The organism is Mycoplasma sp. 'Moose RK' (genome assembly GCF_015708155.1).
In the GTDB taxonomy this organism is placed as follows: Bacteria; Bacillota_I; Bacilli_A; order Mycoplasmatales; family Metamycoplasmataceae; genus Mesomycoplasma.
This window is the reverse complement of record NZ_JADDYD010000003.1, coordinates 1-24310: the sequence shown is the minus strand read 5'-3', so window position 1 is coordinate 24310 and position 24310 is coordinate 1. Positions and strand designations below refer to the sequence as shown.

The following is a 24310-nucleotide window of genomic DNA, read 5'->3' as shown; positions in this document are numbered from 1 at the left end:
TTTTAACTTTGGTTGTGAATTTTGTTGTGTTTGACCAATTAGTGGACTTGTTCTTAAATTTACATCAGCAAAATCAGCATTATTTTCTGTTTGCTGTACTTGAACATCTTGAAATTGAGTATTTTTTGGTTGCTGCAATTGTTTTTGGTTAGAATCAAGAACTGTAACTGCATTTTGAGTCTGTGATGTGGTTAAAATTTTTTCTTGGTCAAACTGCAGCAATTTTATCTAATGGAAAATCCTTGACAATTTTTTGGTTATCACGAATTTCTGGAACAAATTCTAGTTTTGATATTTCAAACCTTGTTCCTTGAGGTACCTTATTTTTGATGTTTTCTTTATCAATGTTGAAAACAGCAAAACCGTTACTTTCAACTTTTTGCCTCTGCTGTTAATTCAGGATCATCCTGGGTTTGATTACCTAATTTTTTGAAGGTAATTTTCACTTTATTGTCAACTAAAAATCAGTTTTTGAAAACATCAAACACCATTCTAACAACAGCGCCATGTTTTTTAAACTCAATTTGTGAAATCAGTTCAGGCAAAAACTTCCTTTGCAGTTGTGCGGAATTGGCGCTGTTGTTGAGGTTAAAGTACCAAGAAAACCAACCGGAACACCATTTAGAAAAATATCAACAACTTCATAAACAGTGTATTTTTCTAAATTATCAAATTTAAATTTCAGAATTGCAAATTTATATTCCAGAGTCATAGGAAAAATCAGAACCCACTTCAGCGATTGCACCAGTTCTTTTTGATTTTACCTAACAATTTAATTTCATGACTTCTTGCTTGATAATTTTTGAAAAATTCTTTTGGATCCTTGATTTTTAATTCAAGACCAGCACTTGTGTCAGATAATGCAGTTTTATCAAATGTAACTTGTGCGCCTTGTGGCAATTGAATCAAATTAGGGTCAAGTTTAATTTCGGAAATCAATGATTTTGTTGCAAACAATTTCTTGTTTGTTTGTTCAACTTCAGTTTTATCAAAATTTACACTAATATTTCCAGTGTTTTCATCCTGTATACTTCGTCTTGTTCTTAATGAACGAGCTCTGCGAACTAATGTTTTTTTGTAAGCTTTAGATCTTTGACTTTATAACCAGTTGCTTCATCAGGTTTTCAATTATAAAAATTGCACGGTTGTTAGTAATTTCAACCTTAGAAGTTTTTAAAATACTATTTTGTCCTTGTGGTTTTTCAAGTTCATATTCTAATTCAGCCTCAAATTGATCATTTAAAATATTATCTTCAATAAAATCAAAAACAGTTGTTAATTCAACAGAGGTTTTGCTAATGTCCCTGTAAAAAATATTTTTAACTGTTACAGAATTAATTTGCGTACTAAAGCTTTTCTTTTCTTGACTAATTTTAGTAGAAAATGGAATTGGATAGACTCCATTTCTACGAACAACAGAGACAGAGCTAATTTCGTATTTTGTTAGCTTGTCAAGATTATTTTGAAAATTAAAAGTTGCAGATGCTGCTGTTTTTTTGTTTCCTTGGGTTGATTCTTCAGCAACAACCTTGGCAGAGGTAAGTATTAATTTTCCAGTTTGCTTATTTATTAAAGTGATTGTAACAACTTGATCTTTTTTTAGTTTTAAAATTTCATTGTTTGAGTTAGTAAAATCAATTTTAATTTCAGCAGATCTTTGTTTGTCAGAGGAGTTATTTTCATTAATTTTAATGTCTGAAATTACAATATCAGTTGCAAATTTGAGTGTTTTTTGCTTTGAATTATCATCAATTTGGCCAATTTTTTTGTCCGGTGATGATGCAGCAACTGAGGACACAAATTCATCAACTATTTCAAATTTAGGACCAGTTTCAACATTTTTGTTGTTTGTATGAATTGCATTTTTAGCTAATTTAAGAAGTTTGATTTTAAAATCCGTTCCTTCATCAAGGTTTTCAAATTCAACTTCGGCTCTAAGTCTGTTGTCATCTAATTTAATGATTTTTACTTTTTTCCTTGTAATTGGAGTGCCTTGAACTTGCGTTGCTACACTAACAAATTTAGCAGCAGGATCTTCATCTTTTGTTATTTCAACTTCAATTTCCTTTTCAGCTAGATAATGATCCTTGATTGGATCAAAAAATATTTCAGCTTTAACAGAAGTTGATTTAATATTTGAATAAACAATGTTTTTAACTTCAATTTTGTCAACATTTACATAAAATGATTTTTTGTCTTCACTGCTTAAATCAGAATTTAAGTGAAATTGCGGAGCTGCACTGCTAAAATCATTTACTGAAACTAGTACATATTTTTGGTTTCTTTCTAGATTTTCAAAACTAAATTCAGCTGTAATTTTGCCATCTTCTTCTTTTGCTTGTGTTGTTGCTGTTAAAATTTCATTGGTTTGTGAGTTTTTTAACAAAAGGGAAATTGTTGGTTTTGTAGTGCTTAACAATGCTTTTTCGGCATCAGTAAATTCTAATTTAACTTTGACAGTTTCATTTTCGTTTTTTAAAACAGAAAAACTTTTTACTTCAAGTGAAGAATAAATTTTTTCATTTTTGTTATCACCTGATAAATCAGGTGAATAATTTTCAGCCTTTTTGAATTCAAAACCAACTGAAGTTTGGATATTTTTATCCTTTGTTAAATTAGTTAATTTACTAATTGTGTATTCAGAACCTGGTTTGATGTTGTTTGTAAATTCAAGATCTAAAACTAGCGAATCAGAAACTGTACCTGTGGCTTCTGCAGTTGAATTATCAGTTTTATTAATAAGTGCAACCTGAATTTGGTCATTTTTTATAAAATTATCTTTGATTGGATCAAAAGATAATTTTAGACCAATTTTGTTAAATTCTTTTTTAGTTTGTAAAACCTTAACAACACTTGCAGTTGTTGCAACTGTGTTAAAGTTTCGCTGTGCTGCTTTTTCATCTTCAAGATTTTCGCTATAATTTATTTTTTGTGAATCAACTAAAATTTGTGTAATTGTGTGATGACTTAATTTTTTAAGATTTTCAAGGTTAAATTCAGCAATATTTTTCTGTTCTTTAAACAAAATTTTTGCAGTTGCTGATGAAGTTGCTCCAGTTGCATTATTTTTAACAAAAATAATGGCATTTTTATCAGAACTATTTGGTCTTTTTCCAAAATTAGGATCAGAAATTCCAAAATCAACAGTGATTTTCGATGAATCTTGCTTAGGTTCGCTTTTAATTGCAGCTATTTTTGGTACTGTATAGAAAAAAGGTGGCAAGATTGTTTTTGTTTGATCCTTTTGATCAAAATATTCAAAAGTAAGGTTTTCTAGACCTTTTTCTTGTTCAGGATCTGATTCAAGACCAACAAAAGTGTATTTTTTTCCTGGTTCAAGATTTACCAGCTCCACTTTTAAACGATTATTTTTAATTTCATGGTAAGAATTGCTTGGATAAGCAACAATTTTATTAGTCTCATCTTTAAATTTTGCCTTGAATTTAAGACCGTTGAGAAAATTGTTGAAAACTGGATCAAAATAAATATTTGCAGTTGCTGTTTTTTCAGTAATTTGATCAAAATTAGAACCTAAAACTTTTACTCTTTGGAAAGCAGTGCTAAATTCTGCGTCTAAATTAATGATGTTTTCAAGGTCAAAAAGGTTTGATTTTCCGATCACCTCAAGGTCAGCAACTTTGTATTTTGTCTTTGGATCCAAATTATCAAGTTTAAAATGAAAAAGCAATTCATCCTGAGTCAAGGTAAAATTTTCATCTTGTGATGCAAGGTTAATGTCAATTGTTTTTGATAGATTGGTAAAACCTGGTTGACCAAAAATTAATTTTGCCTTAAAACTTTGACTGTTTGAACTTTGTTTGTAAATGCTGTTTTTAAAATCGCCGGAAATTACAACATTTACTTTGGCACTTGTTTCGGTAATTTCTGCAAAATCAATCTTTGAAACAAAATATTTGGTGAAAAATTCATCAAAATTAAGACCTTGATCAGATTTTTTGTTTTGATCATATTTAATTGCTACTGCCAGATCAGGATAACCTTCAATTGTAATTTTATCAAGTTTGTAAGTTGTTGATCCAGAAAACTCGTTTAATTCAAATCTAATTTCAGAACCTTCAGCAATTGCGGGTCTTGAAACATATTTTTCACTCGGATCGCCTTTTTTATAATAGTGTAAAACAAGATTTTTATCATTAAGAAAAGAAGAATCAAGACCAAATCCAAGAGTATATTCAACTTTGGAAGCAGTGACCCTTGGTTCTAATTTAATAAAGGTTTTTAAATCAGAAATTGATGTAACAAAATTTCTTTTTAAAGAAGCAACTTCAAGTTGGTTAATTCACGGAATTGTAAAATAATTGTAACCATCTTTTGCCTTTGCAAAAACAGAATCAGGAACTTGGGACTGCAAAACTAGACGATTTAGGTTATATTTTGTTGCATTTGTTAACTCTTTGGGAGTTAAATTTATTTTGTAAGTATTTTCCTTTTCTGTCTTGATGAATTTTGCCAAAGGAGGGATAACAGCGGTGTTATCAAGGTATAAAAATGCAGTTGTTTTTGTCAAATCATCAACAGATACAACTGTTAGTTCAATATTTGCATAAGTCGCACCAACTTGAGTTTTTGAATCAACAATTGCCGCTGGAGTGTAAAAATTTTTCACAAAAGTATCAGAAAAATCCACTTTTGCTGAATCAAGTTCAAATTTTGTAATATAATATTTTGACCCAGGGTCAAGATTTTTAAGATCAAATGTTACAAGATTGCTTAGAAAAGTACCAGAAGTAGTGAATTCTTTGCCTGTCAAAGCATTTTTATAAAACATTTTAATTACTTTGTTTTCCAAAGAAACACTTGGATCCAAATTTTGGAAAGTAATTGTCATTCTTTTTTGCTGATAAGACAAATTTTGGTCAATCAAAGATGCAGCAATTACTCTTATTTTTCCAGTTGTTTGCTCAAAAAGTGACTTTTTGGCTTCATTTCCTTGCCTTTTATAATCAATTTCTGAATCAAGGGCAATTTTTTGCATTGGCACAAGCGGAATTTGACTTGTATTTTGTTTGTCAATGTAGCGAATTGCGCTAATTCGGTAATCAAGACCAGGATAAAGATTTTTTAAGTTAAATTCAGCAACACCATTTTTAACAACACTTGAATCAACGTAGGATGTGTGTGTGTGTGTGTCGCTTAACTTGTCTTCAAGATCATTTGATTGATTCTTAAGGACATAATAATACTCAAGGGCAACTTTTTTACCTTCAAGGTTAGCGCTTTCATCAGCAAATTTAAGTGAAACTGACGCTGTTGAAGGTGTTTTTGTTTCAAAATTAATTGTACGAACTGCTGGCGGGGTATCAACAAAATTTACAACATTTTCACCAAAACTAATGACTTTTTTGGCAGCAAAACGTTTTTGATTTTTTGCATCAAGGTAAACTTTTAAATAGTAACGTTTTCCAAAATTAAGACCATCATAATTTGAATTAATTTTTCATGAACGAGAAAAATCATCATAAGTTGCTTTGTGAGAAGTGACTACTTGTTTTCCTTCTTTATCCAAAGTAAAATCAACATTTAAATCTTGATAATTTAGCTTGTAAGCATCAAAATCACTGAGCGCAAATTCGAGTTCATAAGCAGCATTGTCACGATTGATGTGCTTGAAATCAACAATGTTGTATTGTAAGGTATTTCAAGTTTTCATCAAGAATGGTAAAAAACCAAGTGATCCAATTGAAAGTCCACCAAATGCTAAAAATGAAAGAATAATTGCACGTTTTTTTGTTTTGTTTAAAGTTTTTTTTGCCTTTTTTGTTATATCTGCCATTTTTGCTCCTTGAATTTGAAATTTTGTCAATAATATTATTTATAAATTAATATACTAAAAATCAATAAATTTAAACAAAAAATTAATGGTTGTTAAAAAATAAAACCATTAATTTTTTAAGTAGTAAGTAAGGATTTGAAAATTAATAATATTGGATAGTACAAGGTAAATTATACATTATTTCCCTTTTTCTTTTGTTTTTTTTTTTTTTTGTATAATAAAAATTGAACTTGCTAAATATTACTATCAAAAATATCAAAAAACTTATCTTTTGTCATTAATAACTAGAATTAGTTTTCTAGTTATGTTTTTATTTTTAATTAGTAAAAAAAGCTTTGATAGCGAGGTAAAATATGAAAAAAGAACTTAAAACCAATCAACAAAGTGAAAAGAAAATAAATGTCCATTTAACTCGTAAATTACTTGCCAGCAGTGGTTTTGTGACTGGAGCCGTGGTTTCTTTGTCGCCTTATCTTGCAAAAATTATTACTCCAAAAACAATTTATGTTCAGGATTTTATTGCTGAAAATGTTACTGCAAATTCTGGTGATTTTAGCTTTAAATTGCAAGGTAAAAATAAAAAAGACACAAATTGAGTTAAAAATGCTGATCTTGAGCTTATTTATATTAATCAAGAATCACGTGCTCAAATTAAAACCAAGGTAAAATATAATCCTAAAACTGACAGTTTCAGCACTTATTCTGACAATTTGCTTGGTGGTTCAATTTATAAATTGCAATTAGTGGCAGCAAACAACCCTCGTTATTATTTTAGTTTTTCAAAAACTGCTAATTTTTTCTCAACTAAAAATAGAGTAGAAAAGTTCAGCCATTTCGATCAAGGCAATAACACAATTGTCAACCTTGATTTATTTGATTCACAATCATTGTTGCAAGGCGCTAATTTAATTCTTTATTATAAAGAAGTTGGGTCTGACAAAATTCATAGCGCGAATGGAAACTTAGTCGATAATCTTGAAGGCAAAACTGCAAGTTTTGTGTTAAAAAACTTGGAAAAATCAAAAAAATACGAGATTGTTAACACAAAATATTATTTTGATGATCCTAATTCAACTTTTGATTTAGAAATTTCACCTTTAGCAAACAGATATTTTTCCCCAAGTCCAATTGATGGCAAAATTATTAATTTAAACCAAAAATCCTATGGTTTAAATTCTGCTTTAGTTGAAATTTCCCTTGCTTTTAAAAATAATGAAACTAAATTAGACCCAAAAGCAAAAATTAATCTTGAATATTATTGAAAAAATGAGGCCAATGAGTACCAATTTGCAGTTGCAAATAATATTTCTTTGATTATTGAAAACCAAAAAGTTTACGCAAATCTTGACTTAAAGCAAATTCCTGGAGGTGCTAAATTCTGAATTTCAAGAATTTGGGACAATACTGGTTCACTATCAATTCGTGTTAATGGTGACCTTTCCTTTATTTCTGCACCAGAAATTGCCCGAATTAAAACAATTGTTGATGGGAATAATTCTTCAAATTTTGATATTAAGTTCAACGACCAATCATTGATGCTAAATGGTCAAAATGTAAAAATTAACTTTTTTGCCGATAATGCACCTTCAAAATTATTTTCAACTACTGGACTTGTTGTTGGAAATAAGCTTTTATCAACAGCGACTAATTTGCCAAAAGAAACCCATTTTACAATTTCATCATTGGAATTATTAAGTAATATTACTAATTTTTCTGAAGATGGCAGCAAAAGCACAAACCAAATTTTCTTTTCGAAAAACTTTGATGAAAAGCAAAAAAAATTCTTTACACAAGCAACAAGTGCCCAAATTGAGTCAATTAACATTGACAAAGTTGCAGAAAATTTTGCCCGTGTAAGCATCATGTTAGATTCAGTTGATGATTTTATTAAAGACAAAATCGCTACATTATATTTTAAAGTTGCTGGTTCAAGCAACCTAATTAAATCACAGGCCCAAGCCTTTAAAATCAATGATAACAAATTAGTACTAACTTGAGACTTAATTAACCTGGAAGCAGGTACTAATTATGTAATTAATTCAATTGGAATTGCTGATTCCAAAGCAGAATATGTGAATAAATTATACTTGAATTTTGGACCTAACATCAGCGCCAATAAACTTAATTGAACAACTTTGCCAGCTGTTTCATCAATTAATTACACCCAAAAATCAGATACTTCAATTAATTTAAACATTGCAATTAAAAACATCAATAAAACTCTAAAAAAAGCAAAAATTACTTATCTTGAATTAAAACCAGGCGGGCAAACAAAAACAGTTGATGCTGAAATCCAAAATAATTCAATTATTGCCAATCTTGAAGTAAGCAACCTCCAAAAAGGTCAAGATTACCTAATCAAATCAATCGAAATTGATGATTATGCATCATCAAAAGGTGATTCTGATATTCTAAAAGTCTCAAAATCAATTACACAAGCGCAAAAAATCTTTGGTGTGCACGCGCCTTTAGTGTTAAATAAAATTGAAAATATTAAAGAAGAACAAACAAAAGCACAAATTAAAGTTACTTTTAGTCCGCAAACATACAACAAAATCGGTAATAACAAAGTTGTTTTATATTACACTCTTGCAGGAACTTCCAAACTTTTATCAGTTTCAACTGATAAAACAAGTCAATCAGGTCAATCAGGTCAATCAGGTCAATCAGGTCAATCAGGTCAATCAGGTCAATCAGGTCAATCAGGTCAATCAGGTCAATCAGGTCAATCAGGTCAATCAGGTCAATCAGATAATTCATTAACTTTTTCAATTGATAATCTTGAAATTGGTTCTAAATACAACATAAATTCTGTGGTAATTCAGCAACAATTTGATTCAAATGACCCAAATGAAACTGAAAAAATTACTTCAGAAAGAAATATTTTATTTGGCGATCCAGGCGATCCTTCAAATAAATTTGATGAAAAACAAGCGCACTTTTACACCACAAGCGCAATTATTGAACTAGGTTACGATAATTCCTATGAGCAAAGAGTGATTGCAACTTTTATTCTTGCTGATGCAAAAGGTGAATACAATGGCAAAACTGCAAGATTAACTTATAAATTAATTAAGAAAAATAATTCTGATAATGAAGCACAAAGTGCTCAGGAAAAGCAAGGAACAATTGAAGCTCCTGTTGTTGGATCACGAATCCGCTTTGATATCACAAACTTATACAAACAAGGAATTTACCAAATTGATGAAAAATCCTTGGAAATCATTGATAAAAATCAACAACCTGTGGCGACAACTCAATTTAGATCACGAACACGTCGTGATCTAAATTCAACTAATTTCCAAAATGTTCAGAATCAAAAAATAACTATTCCTTTCAAGGATAAATTGCTTGATCAAGAAGACAAAAAACAATTTGAAACTGTTCCAAAAACAGCAAATGTTACTGCTCTAAAATTACTAGAAAGAACAAAAAACACAGCAAAATTCGCAGTTAATTTTGAAAAAGAATTCAAAATTAACAACAAAACTAATAGTGAAAAACTTGATGATTTCTTAAACAAACATAAATTAAAAGTTCGCTATAAAAAATACAATGGCGATGATGTTATTCGCGAAGAGGTAGTTCAAGCAACAAAGAATGTTGAAACTCAAAAAGTTGAATTTGAACTAACACAACTTGAAAATGGACAGCAATATGTTATTCTTGGTTTTGAACATGTTCTTGATACTGAAACTAACGGTTTAAAACAAAAAGTTGATATTTATCTTGATGAACTTGATTTTTACAAAGACCAAATAATTGCAACTTCACCTGTTGTTAAAAATATCGAAATTGACACCTCAGTGGAAACAGTAGCGAAAGTAAAGTTGGTGCTAAAAGATCAAGGAAGATACACTGTTGGTAAAAAGGTTACTGTTGAAATTGAAAAACAACCTGATAGTGAACAAAAAAATCAACAAACTGAAACAATACAGGAAATCACTAAACTTGAGCAAGTAAGTTTGAACGGAATTTATGAGTTTACATTTACAAATTTAGCCAAGGCCCGAAAATACAAAATTAAAACAGTTAAATTTGAAAAAAATCCTGCAACACACAATAATCTTTTGCCAATAATTTTTTCAACTCGTTTCAAAAGAAGTCTTGATCCGGTTTTTGTCAATGTTCAAAGTCAAATTCAAGAAACTGAAGAGGAAATTGATGTCCTTGAAACTTCAGCAACGACTTTAGAACAGGCAAAATCTTTTGTTACAACAGCACAAACTGGAAAAATAACAAAAATCGATATTGAAAGTATTCAAACTTCAAGTTTAACTTTAAAATTAACTTTTGATAAAATTGACAATTATTTAACCTCAAAAGAAATAACTTTAAATTATAAAAATTTATCAAATGAAAGCTTGTTTAATACAAGTGAAGCAACAATTGATGCAGAATCGAAAACTGTAAGTTTTCAGTTAGATGGTCTAAATCCAGGCGACAAATATATAATTGAATCCTTGGTTTTAAAAGGCAAAACAACAAATATTAGAAATAATCTAGGTCTTGTTAAGGATAAATTTACATTTATTTTTGACAAATCACCAAAAACTGAAGCTGGTTTTGAAAAACAATTTTTCTCACCAACGCCAAATCTTCAAGCAATCAAAACAACTTCAACTTCTGAAACTTCAGCAAGAATTGTTGTAAAAATAAATGATAAAGCTGCAAATTGAAACAATAAGTATTTGAAAATTAAGCTTGAACAAAAAAATAGTTCATCTGGTCAAAACCAAAACACTTTTTATGAGGCACAAATTGCTAATGGGATTGCCATTTTTGAAATAAATGGACTACAAAAAGCAGGAAATTATGAAATCAAGGAAATGAAAGTAATAAGTCAAACTCAAAAAGTTCAGACTCAGAATGAAAATGAAGTTGCAGGATTTGAACAACAACCACAAACAAACTTGATTCAAAAGGAATTTACTCTTGATGCAGAATCTGCGACAATTGTTGATGTCTCCTATAAATCTGATAATAATAGCGCAAATGTTACAATTAAATTTGATCCTTCAGAAACTTTTTTAACAAGTCAAACAAACACACAAATTAAAAGACAGTTAAAATTTTATTTCCAAAATTCACAAACAGGTCAAATTATCACTGCTCAAAAAGAGTTTTCACCTTCAAGATCAAGAAGAAATACGCAATTAACTTCAGCGCAGCCACAATTGACTTTAGATATCAGCAATCAAGCGCTAACTCCAGGAAGTTTATATATGCTTACAAAGGTTGAAGATATAACTTCTCAGGTCGAAAATGCACCTAAAAGACTAAAAACTTTTAAATTTGCTGATCAATCACAAACAAGTAATAATCAGCAAACAAGTGTGCCAGAAGTTATTAATAAACTCTATTTTGCAACCAAACCAGAAATAATTTCCTATTCAATTAATAAGGTGACTGAAACCAAATATGTGGCTAATTTCACTATCAAGGATCCACTTGCCGGACGAAAAGATAATCAGGGCGGGTTTGAAAACCGTAGTGTTAAAATAAAACTTAAAAAAATAACTAGTGGAAATGGTGAAACCACTGCTGAAATTGTTGAAAAAGAAGCAACTGCAAAAAATTCAAAAATTAGTTTTGAATTAGAAAATCTTGAAAAAAATGCTACTTATGAGTTAGAAACCGTTACCTGGTCAAGCGAAAATGATCAAACTGTTAAGGAAAGCACCCAAAAAACTGATTTTGACTTTGCGGTTAAACTTCAAGATTTGTCAACAAACACCAAAATTGAAGGATCTATTGACGGAAATGGGGAGAAAGAATTTGGTCAAAGTTTTATTATCAAACCCGATTCAGCTAAGATCATCAGGATTGAAAAGCATGATAAAAAAGATAATTCAGCAAGCATTGATGTTATTTTTGATCCAAAAGACAAATATTTAGGTCACAATGATTTTAAAGATAAATTAAAATTAGTTTATTATAAAATTGGTGATCACAAAGAATTTGAAAAAAATTTAAGTTTTGTTTCTATATCTGACACTGAAATCAAATTTAGCGCTAGTTTAACAAGCCTTGAAGGCGGAAGCGGCTATCAAATTATCAAAATTAAAAATGAAGCAGCTGCTTCAGCTCGACGTCGAAGACAAGCAACACAACCAGTGTCACCAATTAACTTTTATTTTGATGAAGCAAAAGTTCATGAAGAAAACAAAAAATTTGCTACTTTGCCAATTGTTAATTCAATTCTACAGTTTAGAAATGAAAAAAACCCCGAAAATTACGATTTTCTTTTAACCTTAAAAGACGTTGGTGAAGTTTTTAAAAACAAAAAAACCATTAAGGCAAAAATTAAATATAAAAAAGTAGCCGATGGTAAAGATGCAAAAGAAACTATTCAAGAAGTTGAGGCTGTGCTAACAGGGCCTTCAACTTCAGCGCAAGCCCTTGGTTCTGACAAAACCTCTCCTGAAGATGATCTAAACCAAAACACAACATTTAAATTCACGCTGACTGATCTTGAACCTTTTACCCAGTATTATATAACTAAAATTGCCTATGATGCAAATAATAATGTGGATCAAGTCTTTAGTAAACCAGATTTTTCAAACTCAGAAAATGAGGGTCTATTTAAATATTCTACTGAAGCCAATGAAAAAAGGGCATTTTTAACATACCCTGCAAAAGTTGAAGTAAAATCTGTTGAAATCAAACCAGATTTTAGTCAGAACCAGGCAAAATTAACAATTAAATTTGATGAAAAGTACAAAGCCTTCTTAGAAAAATATAATAAACTAAAAGTTAATTATGTCAATCCCAAAGGTTTGGGACAAACTGTCGAACTTGATAAAAATAATTTTATCTCAAACCTAAATGTTGTAGATGGTGGAAAACAAGAGCCTAGTGTCGAAGTAACAATAAACAACATTAGCGAACCAGGTAAATATGTTGTTGACTCACTTGAATTTGCTGATGAAAAAGATCGAGTATCAGAATTATTCAAAAATCTTGATCTTCCGCCAGTTAAAATTGATGAATCAGTTACTATTGCCAAAAGAAGTTTTTATACAAACACCAAAATAATTGCAATTAGAAGAAAAAAAATATCTGAAACATCAGCTGTCATTGAATTAGTAATTGATGACCCTAATGGTTCATTTATTGGCAAAAAAGTAAAAGGAACATTTAAGTCAAATCAATCGCAATCAAATGAATCAACGCAAACGATTGTAGCGGATGCACTGGGCAAAACCTCAAAAGTTGTTTTTCAATTAAACAACCTTATTAAAAATACACAATATACAATTGAAAAACTAATTTTTGAACAAACTAATGCAAATGGGAGCGCTGCCTCTGGAGGTGATGCATCTCAGTTTAAAAATCAAGAGCAAATCCAATTTGATGATGAAAAAATCAAAGAAGAAGCACAAAAAGATTCTAATTTGGTTACATCAGCTGAAGAAATTAAAAAATTCCAAACCACCTTTGAAACTGCAAAAGCTTTGGGGATCACTTATCAGTTAGATAATTCAACAACACAAAAAGCAAAACCCTGACAAAAAGCAAAAGTTCGGGTATTCTTCTCTCAAGATGACAAACCCTTACAAGAAAGGTCAACCAAATTAAAACTAACATATAGATCCTCAAAACAAGGGATTTCAAAAACAACTTCAAAAGCAGTTGATGCACAGCTAGTAGCAACTGGAAATGTTGCTACGCAAACACAGGATTGAAAAAATCACCAACCTGATAGAGCAACTTATTATTATGAATTTGAACTTGATAATTTGGATGCAGGTGCAAAACATACAATAATTGGTCTTGAAGATGAAAATACTGCTTCTAACCAAAAAATTAAAATTATTGTTCCTGACCCGTTGGCCCCAGTTCCGGTAAAAGTTCAGGCAACTGCAACTGCTATTTCCTCGTTTAGTTTTACAACTGCTCCTTTAATTACAAAACTTTCTTATATTCCACAAGAAAAACAAATTAAATTAATTCTTGAAGTTGAAAACTCCCAAAAATATGATTTTTCAAATCATAGCGCCACAATTAAATATAAAAAATTGAATAATAAAAATGACTCCTACGGTTGAGAAGATCCTAGCAATAAGGCAAGTCAAACTTCTCAAAGTGGCACTTCAAATACAATTACTGTAAAAACACTTCAGCAAAGCAATGCAAATGAAGAAAATTTTGGACTTGTTAATTTAGAATTTGATCTTACAGATCTTGAAAAAGGTTCTTGATATTTAATTGATGAAATTAGTTTAACCCCAAAAAATGGTGGGTCTGCAACCCCTTTAAGTCTTTATCTTGATAAGGAAAAAATTGAACCAAGTGACAAAAAAACAGCAACTACTGAATCAGAAAAATGGCAAACAATTGTAAATACAACAATTGAAACCACAAAAATTACAACCGCAACAACTTCAACAACTGCTAGTGCAAATATTAATGTTAATGGACAAACAAAAAACACCCTTGAATTAACTTCTGGTTACTTTAAAATTAGCCTTGATCCTGGTGATCTAAATTTCCTAAAAGATAAATACAATATCCAATTAGAACTTGAATCAGTAGAGAAAAAATTATTTTATACTGAGAAAAAAGATATAACTACTTCAGCAGCTTCAGGAACACAACAAGCTGAAATCGTCCTTGAAGCCAAAGGTTTAATCCCTGGAGATAAATATACAATTAAAGATTATATTTTTACACTTAAAGAAGGTGTTCAAAATAATTTTGCTGTGCGTTTGCCACAAAGATTAACAGTCACACCACCAACAAATAATAGTACTATTGAATTAAAAACAGCAAATGCTGTCAAAGCAATTCAGTATGAAGCAGTTTCAGAAGGTCAAACCGATGTTACTGTTGAATTTTACAATAATAATGGTGAACTAAATAATCAGCAAATAGAGCTAAAAGCTAAATTAGATGAACAATTTGGGAATAAATATCTGCCAAAAACCTGAAAAACCACTGACAAAGAGGTGAAAAAAGAGGAAACACTGACTGCAACACAAACAAAAGTTAGCACCTTAAAATTTTCAATAAACTCTAATCTTAAAAAGGCAAAACAGTATATAATTGAATCTATTAAAAAGAAAAATGGTTCTTCTGATATTCAATTTGACACTCCAATTAAGGACCAATCTTCAATTCAACGAAAATTTTATTCAAAAGCTGAAAATGCAAAATTAGTTAAAACTGAAATAAAGGATGTGACAACTGATTCTGCTGAAATTAAATTAGTATTTGACAAAGATGATGCTTTCCTAAAAGATGATCTTGTTACCCTTTATCTTGAAAAAACTGACCAATCTCAATCGATTGGTTCAACAACAACTATTAGAACTTCGACCCAATCTGGAGATGGAAGAGGGAGAGGTGCTCAGCAGCAACAAGAGCAACTTGAAGCTACTTTTAGATTTAATAATGTTCTTGAACCAGGGCGAAAATACACAATTAAAGCGCTGACTTCCAAAACTGTTGATCTAAAAATTGATGAAAAATCAAAAGTAAAAAATCCTAATCTGACTTCTGGATGGAAAACTGCTGCTAAACTCCGCAAAAAACGTTCTACTAGTTCTAGTTCTGTCACCCTTGATTTTATTACACAGCCACTTATTAGTAATATTGAAGCAAAACAAATTGATGATGATTCAGCAACAATCAAACTAGAAGGATGGACAAAAGACCTGAATGATGCAGGTTTAACACCTAAATTCACTGCAACTAAACAACAACAACAACAACCAAATAATGGTCAAAAAAAATCAAATCAATGCACAGGTTCAAGTCAAAGTTGCCTTGAATTTAAATTTAGTGGTCTTGAGCAATACACTGAATACAAAGATTTAACTTTGAAAATTGAAAAATCCTCATCATCTTCGGGTGGTGGCAATCAAAATCAACAAAACGCTCCTTTACAAGATCTTACAGTAGAATTTGTCCCAGAAATTCAATCAGGGGCAAAACAGTTTTTGCGTAAGTTTCGGACAACAGCAAAGAATTTAAGCCTTGCTACTAATAACCCCGTAACATTAAAACCCCTTTCTACTTCAATTGTAAATATTGAAATTGAATTAAAAGATGAAAAGCAAGCTAGTTCAATTGCTGATGTTCCTTTTGTACTAAAATATAAAAAGATTTTTCCAACTGTTTTTGCTGAAAGTATTGAAAATACTTCACTTCCTGTTTTAATAAATACAAAAACCAAAAAATTAACTTTTAATATTTCAAATCTTGATCCGGGTGCTATTTATGAAGTAACTAGTGCTGAGCCTCTTGATGGTGCAGTTAAAGACAATCATAAAATAAGTGGTCTTAAACCAACTGAAGAATTACTTAAATTTCTTAAAGATGTTGAAGGATTACCTATTAAAAAAAGTAGTCCTGATAAAATTTACTTTGCACCTTTGAACATTCCAGTAAAACTTGAAAGTGGATGGTCACATCCAATCAGATATGATTATTATGAAGGTGAACAAATTTACATTAAATTTAACAAGGAAGCAGCAACGGCAATTAATACTGAGTGACTTAAACAAAATTTAAAATTAAAGTTGATTCCTAATCAAAAAAGTAGTACTAGCTCTGACAGTGATTATCAAGAAGATTTTAGTAGCATTACTAGTTATACCCCTTCAATGAAAGGAAATTTCAAGTATTATTTAACTCTTTCAGATCTAAAATGAAATCCTGAAAGTCAGATTGCTAGTTTAAAATTACAACCCAAAACTCTTAAATCTGTAATTGGAGCTAGAGTTGAAATTATTATTAAAGATGTTGAAAAATATCATTTTGATCCAACAAATTCTTCATCTTCATCTTCATCTTCATCTTCATCTTCATCTAATCCACAATCCGTTATTTTCCGTCTTACCTCACAAGCAGCAATGGTAACGCCGACAAATGTTGATTATATGAATCCAGGACTTATAGGATTTAGTTATGCAATTTATGATCCAAATGATTTAATTCAACCAACCGGAAAAGATTATAATCCTTTTGGTGAGTTTCCGCACTTAACCCCTTATAAAGAACAAGATTGGTTGAAGGTTATTATTAATGATGGTGAAGATGATTCAAAGTCTCAACTACATCTTTGACAACCCGATGATAAGATCTACAAAAATACTGGAAATGCAAGGAAATGAAGTGATATTCAAACTCTTAAAGTTCCAGAACCGCCAGTGGCAATCAGGACAAAATTAGATGTAGGAAAAAACATTAAATATTTAACACTTTATTGAAAAATTAATTCTAATACTGGCTATTTTCATTTACCACAAGTTTTTCAAGATGCAAAAGCACTTTTCTACCAAGCAGGAAAGATTGTTAATCTGCCAATTTCCTTACAATTAAAAACAAAATCAAAGGATTCAATCCAAAATCTTTATTCATTTGTGCCAAATTCTCCTTATGGAACGCCAGGGCATGTTATGCCTTATTCTAGTTCAGCACAACCTCATGATGCTATTTCAATAATAGATGAAGGAAATAATTACTGAAACGAATGAGGATCTACTACAAGAAAAAATCAGGAATTAATTCCTAGAATTAATAAATTTCCAAAAAACATCTCAAATGTTTTTTGATCTGCACCTTCCTATGGTGAATGAACTACTAATGATAGTGAATTAAATAGAATATTTTATCAAAATAGGGCTATACCACGATTAACCGCTAATTCAAAAACAACTGATTTGCAAATTCAAACAGGTATTGGTGCTGTTTCTTGAGGAACTCGATATTCAGGTAAAAAATGAAAAATTATTTATGTAAAAAATAAAGAAGGAAAAACATCGCAACCAGGAATTGAAGAAACACAAGCTAGTTGGGACTATTACAATCAAAAAACAAAAGCCGAACGCTTTGTGAATTCAGATGGAACTTCTTCTTGAATTATATCAATGAATTTGGATGGTAGTGGAAACATTCACAAGCCATTACTCTACGATCCATTAAATTATTATGATATGCTAGGGCCTTTTAAACCTCCTGAATTACCTGAAAATTAAAAAAATTTGCAAAAAATTGTTAGAAAAAATTATCTGGGTTTTTTATACTAATTTATAAAATAATTGTTATAATTATTTTTTAATTTACAGAAGAATATTCTTTTGATACAACCGAAATGGTTGTTAGCTAAATAAAAATCATGCTGTATTTCAGCACTTTAAAGGGGAAAATGCCAACTATATCGCAATTATCTAAAGGATGCCGTGTTAAAAAAATCGGTAAATCCAAAGTTCCAGCGTTGAACACACTTTTTAACTCATTGCATAAAAAAGAACTAAAAATAAGTTCACCTTTCAAGCGTGGAGTTTGTACTCGTGTTGCAACAATGACGCCGAAAAAACCGAATTCAGCCCTTCGAAAATTTGCCCGTGTTAAACTTTCAAATGGAATTGAGGTTAATGCTTACATTCCTGGCGAAGGTCACAACTTGCAAGAGCACTCAATTGTGCTAATTCGCGGTGGGAAAGTAAAAGATTTGCCTGGGATTCGTTACCATATTGTTCGTGGAACTCAAGACACTACTGGTGTTGCAAAAAGGGCACAAGGTCGTTCAAAATATGGTGCTAAAAAACCGAAAAATAACAAATAAAATTTGTTAAAAGACAAAAAATGAAAAGATTTTAATTTTCAAAAGGAGTAAAAATGTCACGAAAGAAACAAGCACCAATTCGCGAAGTGCTATCAGATCCAGTTTTTAATTCCAAATTGATCACAAAAGCAATTAATTGTGTGATGCTTGAGGGAAAAAAAACTACAGCCCAAAATATTCTTTATTCATCTTTTAAATTGGTTGAACAAAAAACTGAAAAAGATCCGCTTGAAGTTTTTCAGCAAGCAGTTAAAAATGTTACTCCACTTGCTGAAGTTCGTTCTCGTAGAATTGGCGGAACAAACTATCAAGTGCCAATGGAAGTTCGCTTGAAGCGTCAACAAACTTTGGCTCTTCGTTGATTAATCCTTTTTGCCCGTAAACGCAACGAAAAAACAATGGTTGTTCGTTTAGCGAATGAAATTATTGATGCTTATAACAAAACTGGTGGTGCCTTTAAGAAAAAAGAGGACACCCACAAAATGGCTGAAGCAAACCGCGCTTTTGCTCACTTTAAATGGTAGGATTTTGTTAATATGTCTCGAAAATTTGAACTTAAAGATTACCGCAATATTGGAATCATGGCTCATATTGATGCCGGAAAAACAACAACGACTGAACGAATTCTTTTTCACACTGGTAAAATCCATAAAATTGGTGAAACCCATGATGGCGTTAGCCAAATGGACTGAATGGAGCAAGAAAAAGAGCGTGGAATCACAATTACCTCTGCAGCAACGACCGCTTTTTGAAAAGGAAAAAGAATTAACATTATCGATACACCCGGTCACGTTGATTTTACTGTTGAGGTTGAACGTTCATTGCGAGTTTTAGATGGTGCAGTTGCTGTTTTGGATGCTCAATCGGGAGTCGAACCCCAAACTGAAACAGTTTGACGCCAAGCAACAAATTATCATGTTCCCCGTGTTGTTTATGTCAACAAAATGGACAAAGCAGGAGCTAATTTTGAAGCATCAATTGAATCTGTGCGCACAAAATTGAATGGAAATGCTGTTGCAATTCAACTAAATATTGGTTCTGAAGGCGATTTTAGTGGCTTGATTGACCTTGTTGAATTTAAAGCTTTTAATTATGATGGTCAAAAAGAGGAAAACGAAAACGAAATTCCAATTCCCCAAGAACTTGAGGAAAAAGCCCGGAAAATGCGTGCTCAACTTGCAGAAGCAGTCGCTGATTATGATGAAAATCTTCTTAATGATCTTCTTGAAGAAAAGGAAATTTCGCCTGAACAACTTCGTGCCGCAATTCGAAAGGCGACAATTACTGGTGATTTCTTTCCTGTTGTTTGTGGTTCATCCTTTAAAAATAAAGGTGTCAAAAAAATGATTGATGCTGTAATTGATTACTTACCTTCGCCAGTGGATGTCCCACCAATTAAAGCTTTTCGTGATGAACAAGAAATTACAATTGAAGCCAGTGATAATCAAGAATTCTCTGCCCTTGCTTTCAAAATTATGAATGATCCTTTTGTTGGTTCGCTCACCTTTTTCCGTGTTTATTCTGGAGTTTTAAGCAAAGGTTCTTACATTATTAATTCAACAAAAGGTAAAAAAGAAAGAGTTGGTCGAATTTTGGCAATGCACGCCAATTCCCGTGAAGAAATCGATGAAGTTCGCACTGGTGATATTGGCGCTTTTGTTGGTCTAAAAGACACAACAACTGGTGATTCCTTGATTTCTGAAAAAAGTAAGAATTTTGTTTTGGAAAAAATGGTTTTCCCTGAACCTGTTATTTCACAATCACTAGAACCTTTTTCTAAAGCAGAAGTAGAAAAATTAGCCAATGCTCTCCAAAAATTAGCCAATGAAGATCCAACTTTTAAAACTTGAACTGACATTGAAACTGGTCAAACTATTATTGCAGGAATGGGTGAATTGCACCTTGACATCATTGTTGATCGCCTCAAAAGAGAGTTTAATGTCCAAGCTAGTGTTGGAAAACCTCAGGTTTCTTATCGTGAAACAATTACAAAAAGTGCTGAAGTTGAAGGAAAATATATTAAACAATCCGGTGGACGTGGTCAGTATGGTCATGTTTGAATTAAATTTGAACCTAATCCAGAAGAAGGCTTTGAGTTTGTTGATAAAATTGTCGGTGGAAAAATTCCTAAAGAATATATCAAATCAATTCAAAAAGGTCTTGAAGAAAAGATGCAAGTTGGAATTCTTGCAGGTTACCCGCTAATAAATGTACGTGCAACCCTTTTTGATGGTTCATTTCACGAAGTTGACTCCTCTGAAATGGCCTTCAAAATTGCTGCATCAAAAGCGCTTTCTCGCGCTCGTGATGCTGTAGGAACAGTACTTTTAGAACCGATTATGGACGTTTCTGTCTTTGCTCCTTCTGAATATTCAGGTGATGTAATGGGTGATTTATCACGTCGTCGTGGACTTGTTCGTGAGCAAGAAACTCGTTCAGATGGGGCAAATGTGATTCGTGCCCATGTTCCTTTATCAGAAATGTTTGGTTATTCGACCCAACTTCGTTCAATGACTTCAGGGCGTGGCACCTACCAGATGCAATTTGATCATTATGAAGTCGTGCCTAAAAACATTTCTGATGTGATTGTCAAGCAGCGCGCAATTAAATCTGATGACTAATTTAATTTAAAATTTCTTCCTTTTTTTGGCAAAAAAAGGAAGAAATTAAGAAAAAACTTACATTTTTTTACTTTAAAAAATCGATGTCAGTTTGAAAACTCATTTTTTTACCTATTCAAAATTCCTCAGTTTTTTATTGATCTTTATTAAAAAACTGAGGAATAAAAAAGCACCAAAAATAGGTGCTTTTTTATTTTTGTGGTTGTAAAAACAACCACAAAAAGCGAAAAAATGGCTAAATTTTTCTTAATTTTTCCGCTCGTGAGACAGCATTTTCATGTGTAATTCCCCAAAAATCAAAAAAAGCGGGCTCATACAGAAAAATTGAAAAATTTATAATTCTTAATGTGTCTTTTTGGATTTATTTTTTTTAAATTGTCTTTTTGAAAAACGCAATTCAATTTTTTTTTTGACCATGAGGGAAGGAATAATTAAAAAAATGGTAGTGCAGGTCAAAATTATCCGGAGACTCAAAAGATTTTTGTTCAAACTTAGAGGATAAGTTAAAAGCAAAACTGTTAGGGAAAAAAGTATGACTGAATAGTAAAAAATAAAGGAAAACTGAACAACTTTTAGCCTAATTCAAATCAGTGAAATCAAAATGCAAACAAAAAAATTAAGAATTGCAACTAAAAGCAAAATTCAGTAGGAAATGATCACTTTTCCATAAAAATCAGGTGAGAAAAATGCAAAAATTAGACCAATAGGTAAAAAAATTGTAATGAAAGAAAAGAAAAAATCAGGAATTTTTGTGATTTTTTTATACATTTTTTACTAAATTATTCAGCATTTCAATAAAACTTTCAAGTGAAACTGTTTCAGTTTTTGTCGAACCAAATTCACGATAAGTAATTTGGTTATTTACAACTTCTTCGTCACCAATAACAATTTGAAAATTAATTTTTTGCAAATTTGCCTCTCTAATTTTACGAGAAATTCGCTCATTCCGAAGATCAATTTCAGATTCAAACCCAAGTTCAAAGAGTTTTTTGTGAACTTTTTGTGCAAAATCAAAGTGTTTTTCTGTCACCGGAATGACAACAATTTGTTTTGGTGAAAGCCAAAATGGCAAAACTCCTTTAGTTTGTTCAAGCAAAATCGCAATAAATCTTTCATATGTGCCAATCAAACCCCGGTGAATCAGGATCGGCGTTTCCTTTTCGTTGTGCTCATTTGTGAAAAAAATTTCAAATTTTTTTGGCAACAAAAAATCAAGTTGTATCGTTGAAATCGTGATTTCCTTGTTGAAAACAGTTTTAATTTGAAAATCAATTTTTGGACCATAAAAAGCTGCTTCACCAATTTTTTCAACATAATCAACACCAGTTGAGTCCAAAAATTGCTTTAAATCATTTTCGGCCTGATTTCAAATTTGATCATTTTGAAAAAATTTGTCCTTATTTTCAGGATCTCTTCGTGAAAAAGAAATGTATGAAACTTCGATTTTAAAAAAATTAAGAACTGTTAAAATCATTCCAAAAAGGTGATTAATTTCATCAAAAACTTGATTTTTGGCAACAAAAATATGACCTTCTGTAAGATCCATTGCGCGCACGCGCTCAAGCCCAGAAAGCGCGCCTGATTTTTCGTAACGATACAAACGCGATTGCTCAGAAATCCGGTAAGGCAAATTTCTATAACTAAAAAGTTGGCCAGAAAACAACACAATATGGTGAGGGGCAGGTCATTGGCCTTGGAATCAAGAACTCTGAATCAACATCCAAAGATGCGAACATATCATCTTTATAATGATCTAGGTGTCCGGAAATTTCGTATAGCTTTTGATGACCAAAGTGGGGCGTCATCACCTCTTTGAAGCCGTAATTACGGTCAAATTTGAGAATTACTTGTTTAATTTTGTTGTGAATTTTCATCCCATTTTCAAGCCAAATAGGAAACCCTAAACCAAAAAGGGGACTGAAAGTGAATAATTGCATTTTTTTCCCTAGCTTGCGGTGGTCTTGCTCTTGTCTTTGACGCAAAATTTCAAGAAATTTTGCCAAATTTTCCTTTGAATCTCAGCAGGTGCCATAAATTCGTGTCAGTTGCTTGTTTTTTGCGCTACCAAGTCAATAAGCACCGGCGATGTTAAGAAGTTTAAAATGTTTGATTTTATTAAGAGATTCAAGTTCACCAGTTGTGCAAAAATCTGCAAAATCTCGTTTTTATTTTGATCAACTATAGAAAAATAGGTGATTTTTGCAGATTTTTCTCTAAAATTTTTCTCTAAAATTTTTTTATATTCTTCAGTTAAAATTCTTGATTCTAAAGAATTTTTTTTAATAATCTGTAGGTTTTTTGTCAACAATTTTTGCATCATTTTTTCAATTTTTGCAAAATCAAGTTGTGAAATTGAATTTTCCAAATCAAAATCATAGAAAAAACCATCTTCAAAAATAGCGCAATTTCCCAATTTTACCTGCGGGAAAAGTATTTTAATCGCACATGCCAAAAGGTGAGCGGCAGAGTGGTTGAGCTGATTATCAATTTTTTGGTTCATGAATTTAAAGCCCTAATTTTTTCTAATTTTATTCAAGTTTAAATTAGCAATTTTTGCTGCTCTTTCGGCACCAATTGTTGCCAAAGCATCAATAATAATTGCATTTTGCTGGTATTTTTCTTGAATTTCTTCAAGAAAATCAGCAACGATTTGACCAACAGTCTGCTTGAGAAAAAAGTAATCCTTGTCATGAAAAAAAGCAAGGGTTTCTTCCTGATTTTTGCCACTAAGACCCATAAAAATGTTTAAAAGGTTCGTAATTCCAGGTTTGTTTTCACTAAAGTAAATTTTATTTTCTGAGTCAGTTACGGCTTTTTGAATTTTTTGAAAAGCAACTTTTGGTGAATCAGTCAGGAAAAATTGCCGAATTTTTGTCACTTGTTGATTTGGACATTTTTTTGGTTGGATCGGTTAGCGACATAATTTTTTTGGTTGCCTGTGAAATTACAGGTTCAGGAATGTTGAAATTAGCGTTGAATTTTTTGTTGAATTTTTCTGCAATATTTCGTGTTAATTCAAGATGTTGTGCCTGATCGGCGCCAATAGTAACAAAATCAGCGTTGTACAAAAGGATGTCAGCAGCCATTAAAATCGGATAAGTGAGCAAGCCGGTTGGGATAGTTTCGGTGTTATTTTGTTGTTTTTGTCTTGATTTGTCCTTGAATTGTGTCATTCTTGACAGCTCACCAATTGTTGTTTGTGTTTGAAAAAGTCAGTATGATTCAGCGTGTGCGCTGACCTCTGATTGAAAAAACAAAGTAGTTTTTTCAGGATCAAAACCGCAAGCAAGGTAGAAAGCAAAAATACTTTTGCGATTTTTA

The 24310-nt window shown here is 31.3% G+C and carries 13 protein-coding genes; 4 read left to right on the top strand and 9 right to left on the bottom strand.

Annotated elements, in window-relative coordinates:
* From IM807_RS03410 to IM807_RS03395, 4 genes are all read right to left on the bottom strand, one after another.
* Positions 1-222: hypothetical protein (locus tag IM807_RS03410; protein WP_196363150.1), on the bottom strand; the 222-nt coding region annotated here is incomplete at its 3' end.
* A 143-nt stretch (positions 223-365) separates the two neighbouring features.
* On the bottom strand, positions 366-545 hold the full coding sequence (locus IM807_RS03405; protein WP_196363149.1) for a hypothetical protein: 180 nt from the start codon (positions 543-545) through the stop codon (positions 366-368).
* A gap of 115 nt (positions 546-660) precedes the next feature.
* The gene (locus IM807_RS03400) at positions 661-957 is read right to left on the bottom strand and encodes a hypothetical protein (RefSeq protein WP_196363148.1); all 297 of its coding nucleotides are present in this window, start codon (positions 955-957) and stop codon (positions 661-663) included.
* 127 nt (positions 958-1084) lie between these two features.
* Positions 1085-5794 (bottom strand): hypothetical protein, encoded by a 4710-nt coding sequence (locus tag IM807_RS03395; protein ID WP_196363147.1) that lies wholly within the window; start codon positions 5792-5794, stop codon positions 1085-1087.
* 353 nt (positions 5795-6147) lie between these two features.
* Here IM807_RS03395 and IM807_RS03390 point away from each other — a divergent pair, with 353 nt between their 5' ends.
* The 4 genes from IM807_RS03390 (at position 6148) to fusA (ending at position 20989) form a co-directional block, all read left to right on the top strand.
* A complete protein-coding gene (locus IM807_RS03390) occupies positions 6148-17778 on the top strand; it encodes a hypothetical protein (RefSeq protein ID WP_196363146.1) in 11631 nt (3876 codons plus the stop codon).
* Positions 17779-17948: 170 nt separating this feature from the next.
* Positions 17949-18368 carry a 30S ribosomal protein S12 gene (gene rpsL / locus IM807_RS03385; RefSeq protein ID WP_196363106.1) on the top strand — a complete coding sequence of 140 codons (420 nt, stop codon included), beginning with the start codon at positions 17949-17951 and terminating at the stop codon, positions 18366-18368.
* Between the two features lie 53 nt (positions 18369-18421).
* On the top strand, positions 18422-18892 hold the full coding sequence (rpsG, locus tag IM807_RS03380; protein ID WP_196363107.1) for a 30S ribosomal protein S7: 471 nt from the start codon (positions 18422-18424) through the stop codon (positions 18890-18892).
* 12 nt (positions 18893-18904) lie between these two features.
* Positions 18905-20989, top strand: coding sequence for an elongation factor G (fusA, locus tag IM807_RS03375; RefSeq protein WP_196363108.1), 2085 nt, complete (start codon positions 18905-18907; stop codon positions 20987-20989).
* 760 nt (positions 20990-21749) lie between these two features.
* Here the strand turns inward: fusA and IM807_RS04475 are convergent.
* The 5 genes from IM807_RS04475 to trpS all read right to left on the bottom strand — a co-directional run.
* The gene (locus IM807_RS04475; RefSeq protein WP_374958968.1) at positions 21750-22709 is read right to left on the bottom strand and encodes an aminoacyl--tRNA ligase-related protein; all 960 of its coding nucleotides are present in this window, start codon (positions 22707-22709) and stop codon (positions 21750-21752) included.
* Entirely contained in the window at positions 22630-22926 is a 297-nt protein-coding gene (locus tag IM807_RS04470; RefSeq protein WP_374958967.1) for a hypothetical protein, read from the bottom strand. The genes IM807_RS04475 and IM807_RS04470 overlap by 80 nt, the downstream gene beginning before the upstream one ends.
* 8 nt (positions 22927-22934) lie before the next feature.
* Entirely contained in the window at positions 22935-23489 is a 555-nt protein-coding gene (locus tag IM807_RS04465) for a hypothetical protein (RefSeq protein WP_374958966.1), read from the bottom strand.
* Between the two features lie 12 nt (positions 23490-23501).
* Positions 23502-23867, bottom strand: coding sequence for a hypothetical protein (locus IM807_RS04050; RefSeq protein ID WP_308699309.1), 366 nt, complete (start codon positions 23865-23867; stop codon positions 23502-23504).
* On the bottom strand, positions 23779-24310 hold a 532-nt coding region (gene trpS, locus IM807_RS04045), incomplete at its 5' end, for a tryptophan--tRNA ligase (RefSeq protein WP_308699308.1). The genes trpS and IM807_RS04050, both read right to left, overlap by 89 nt.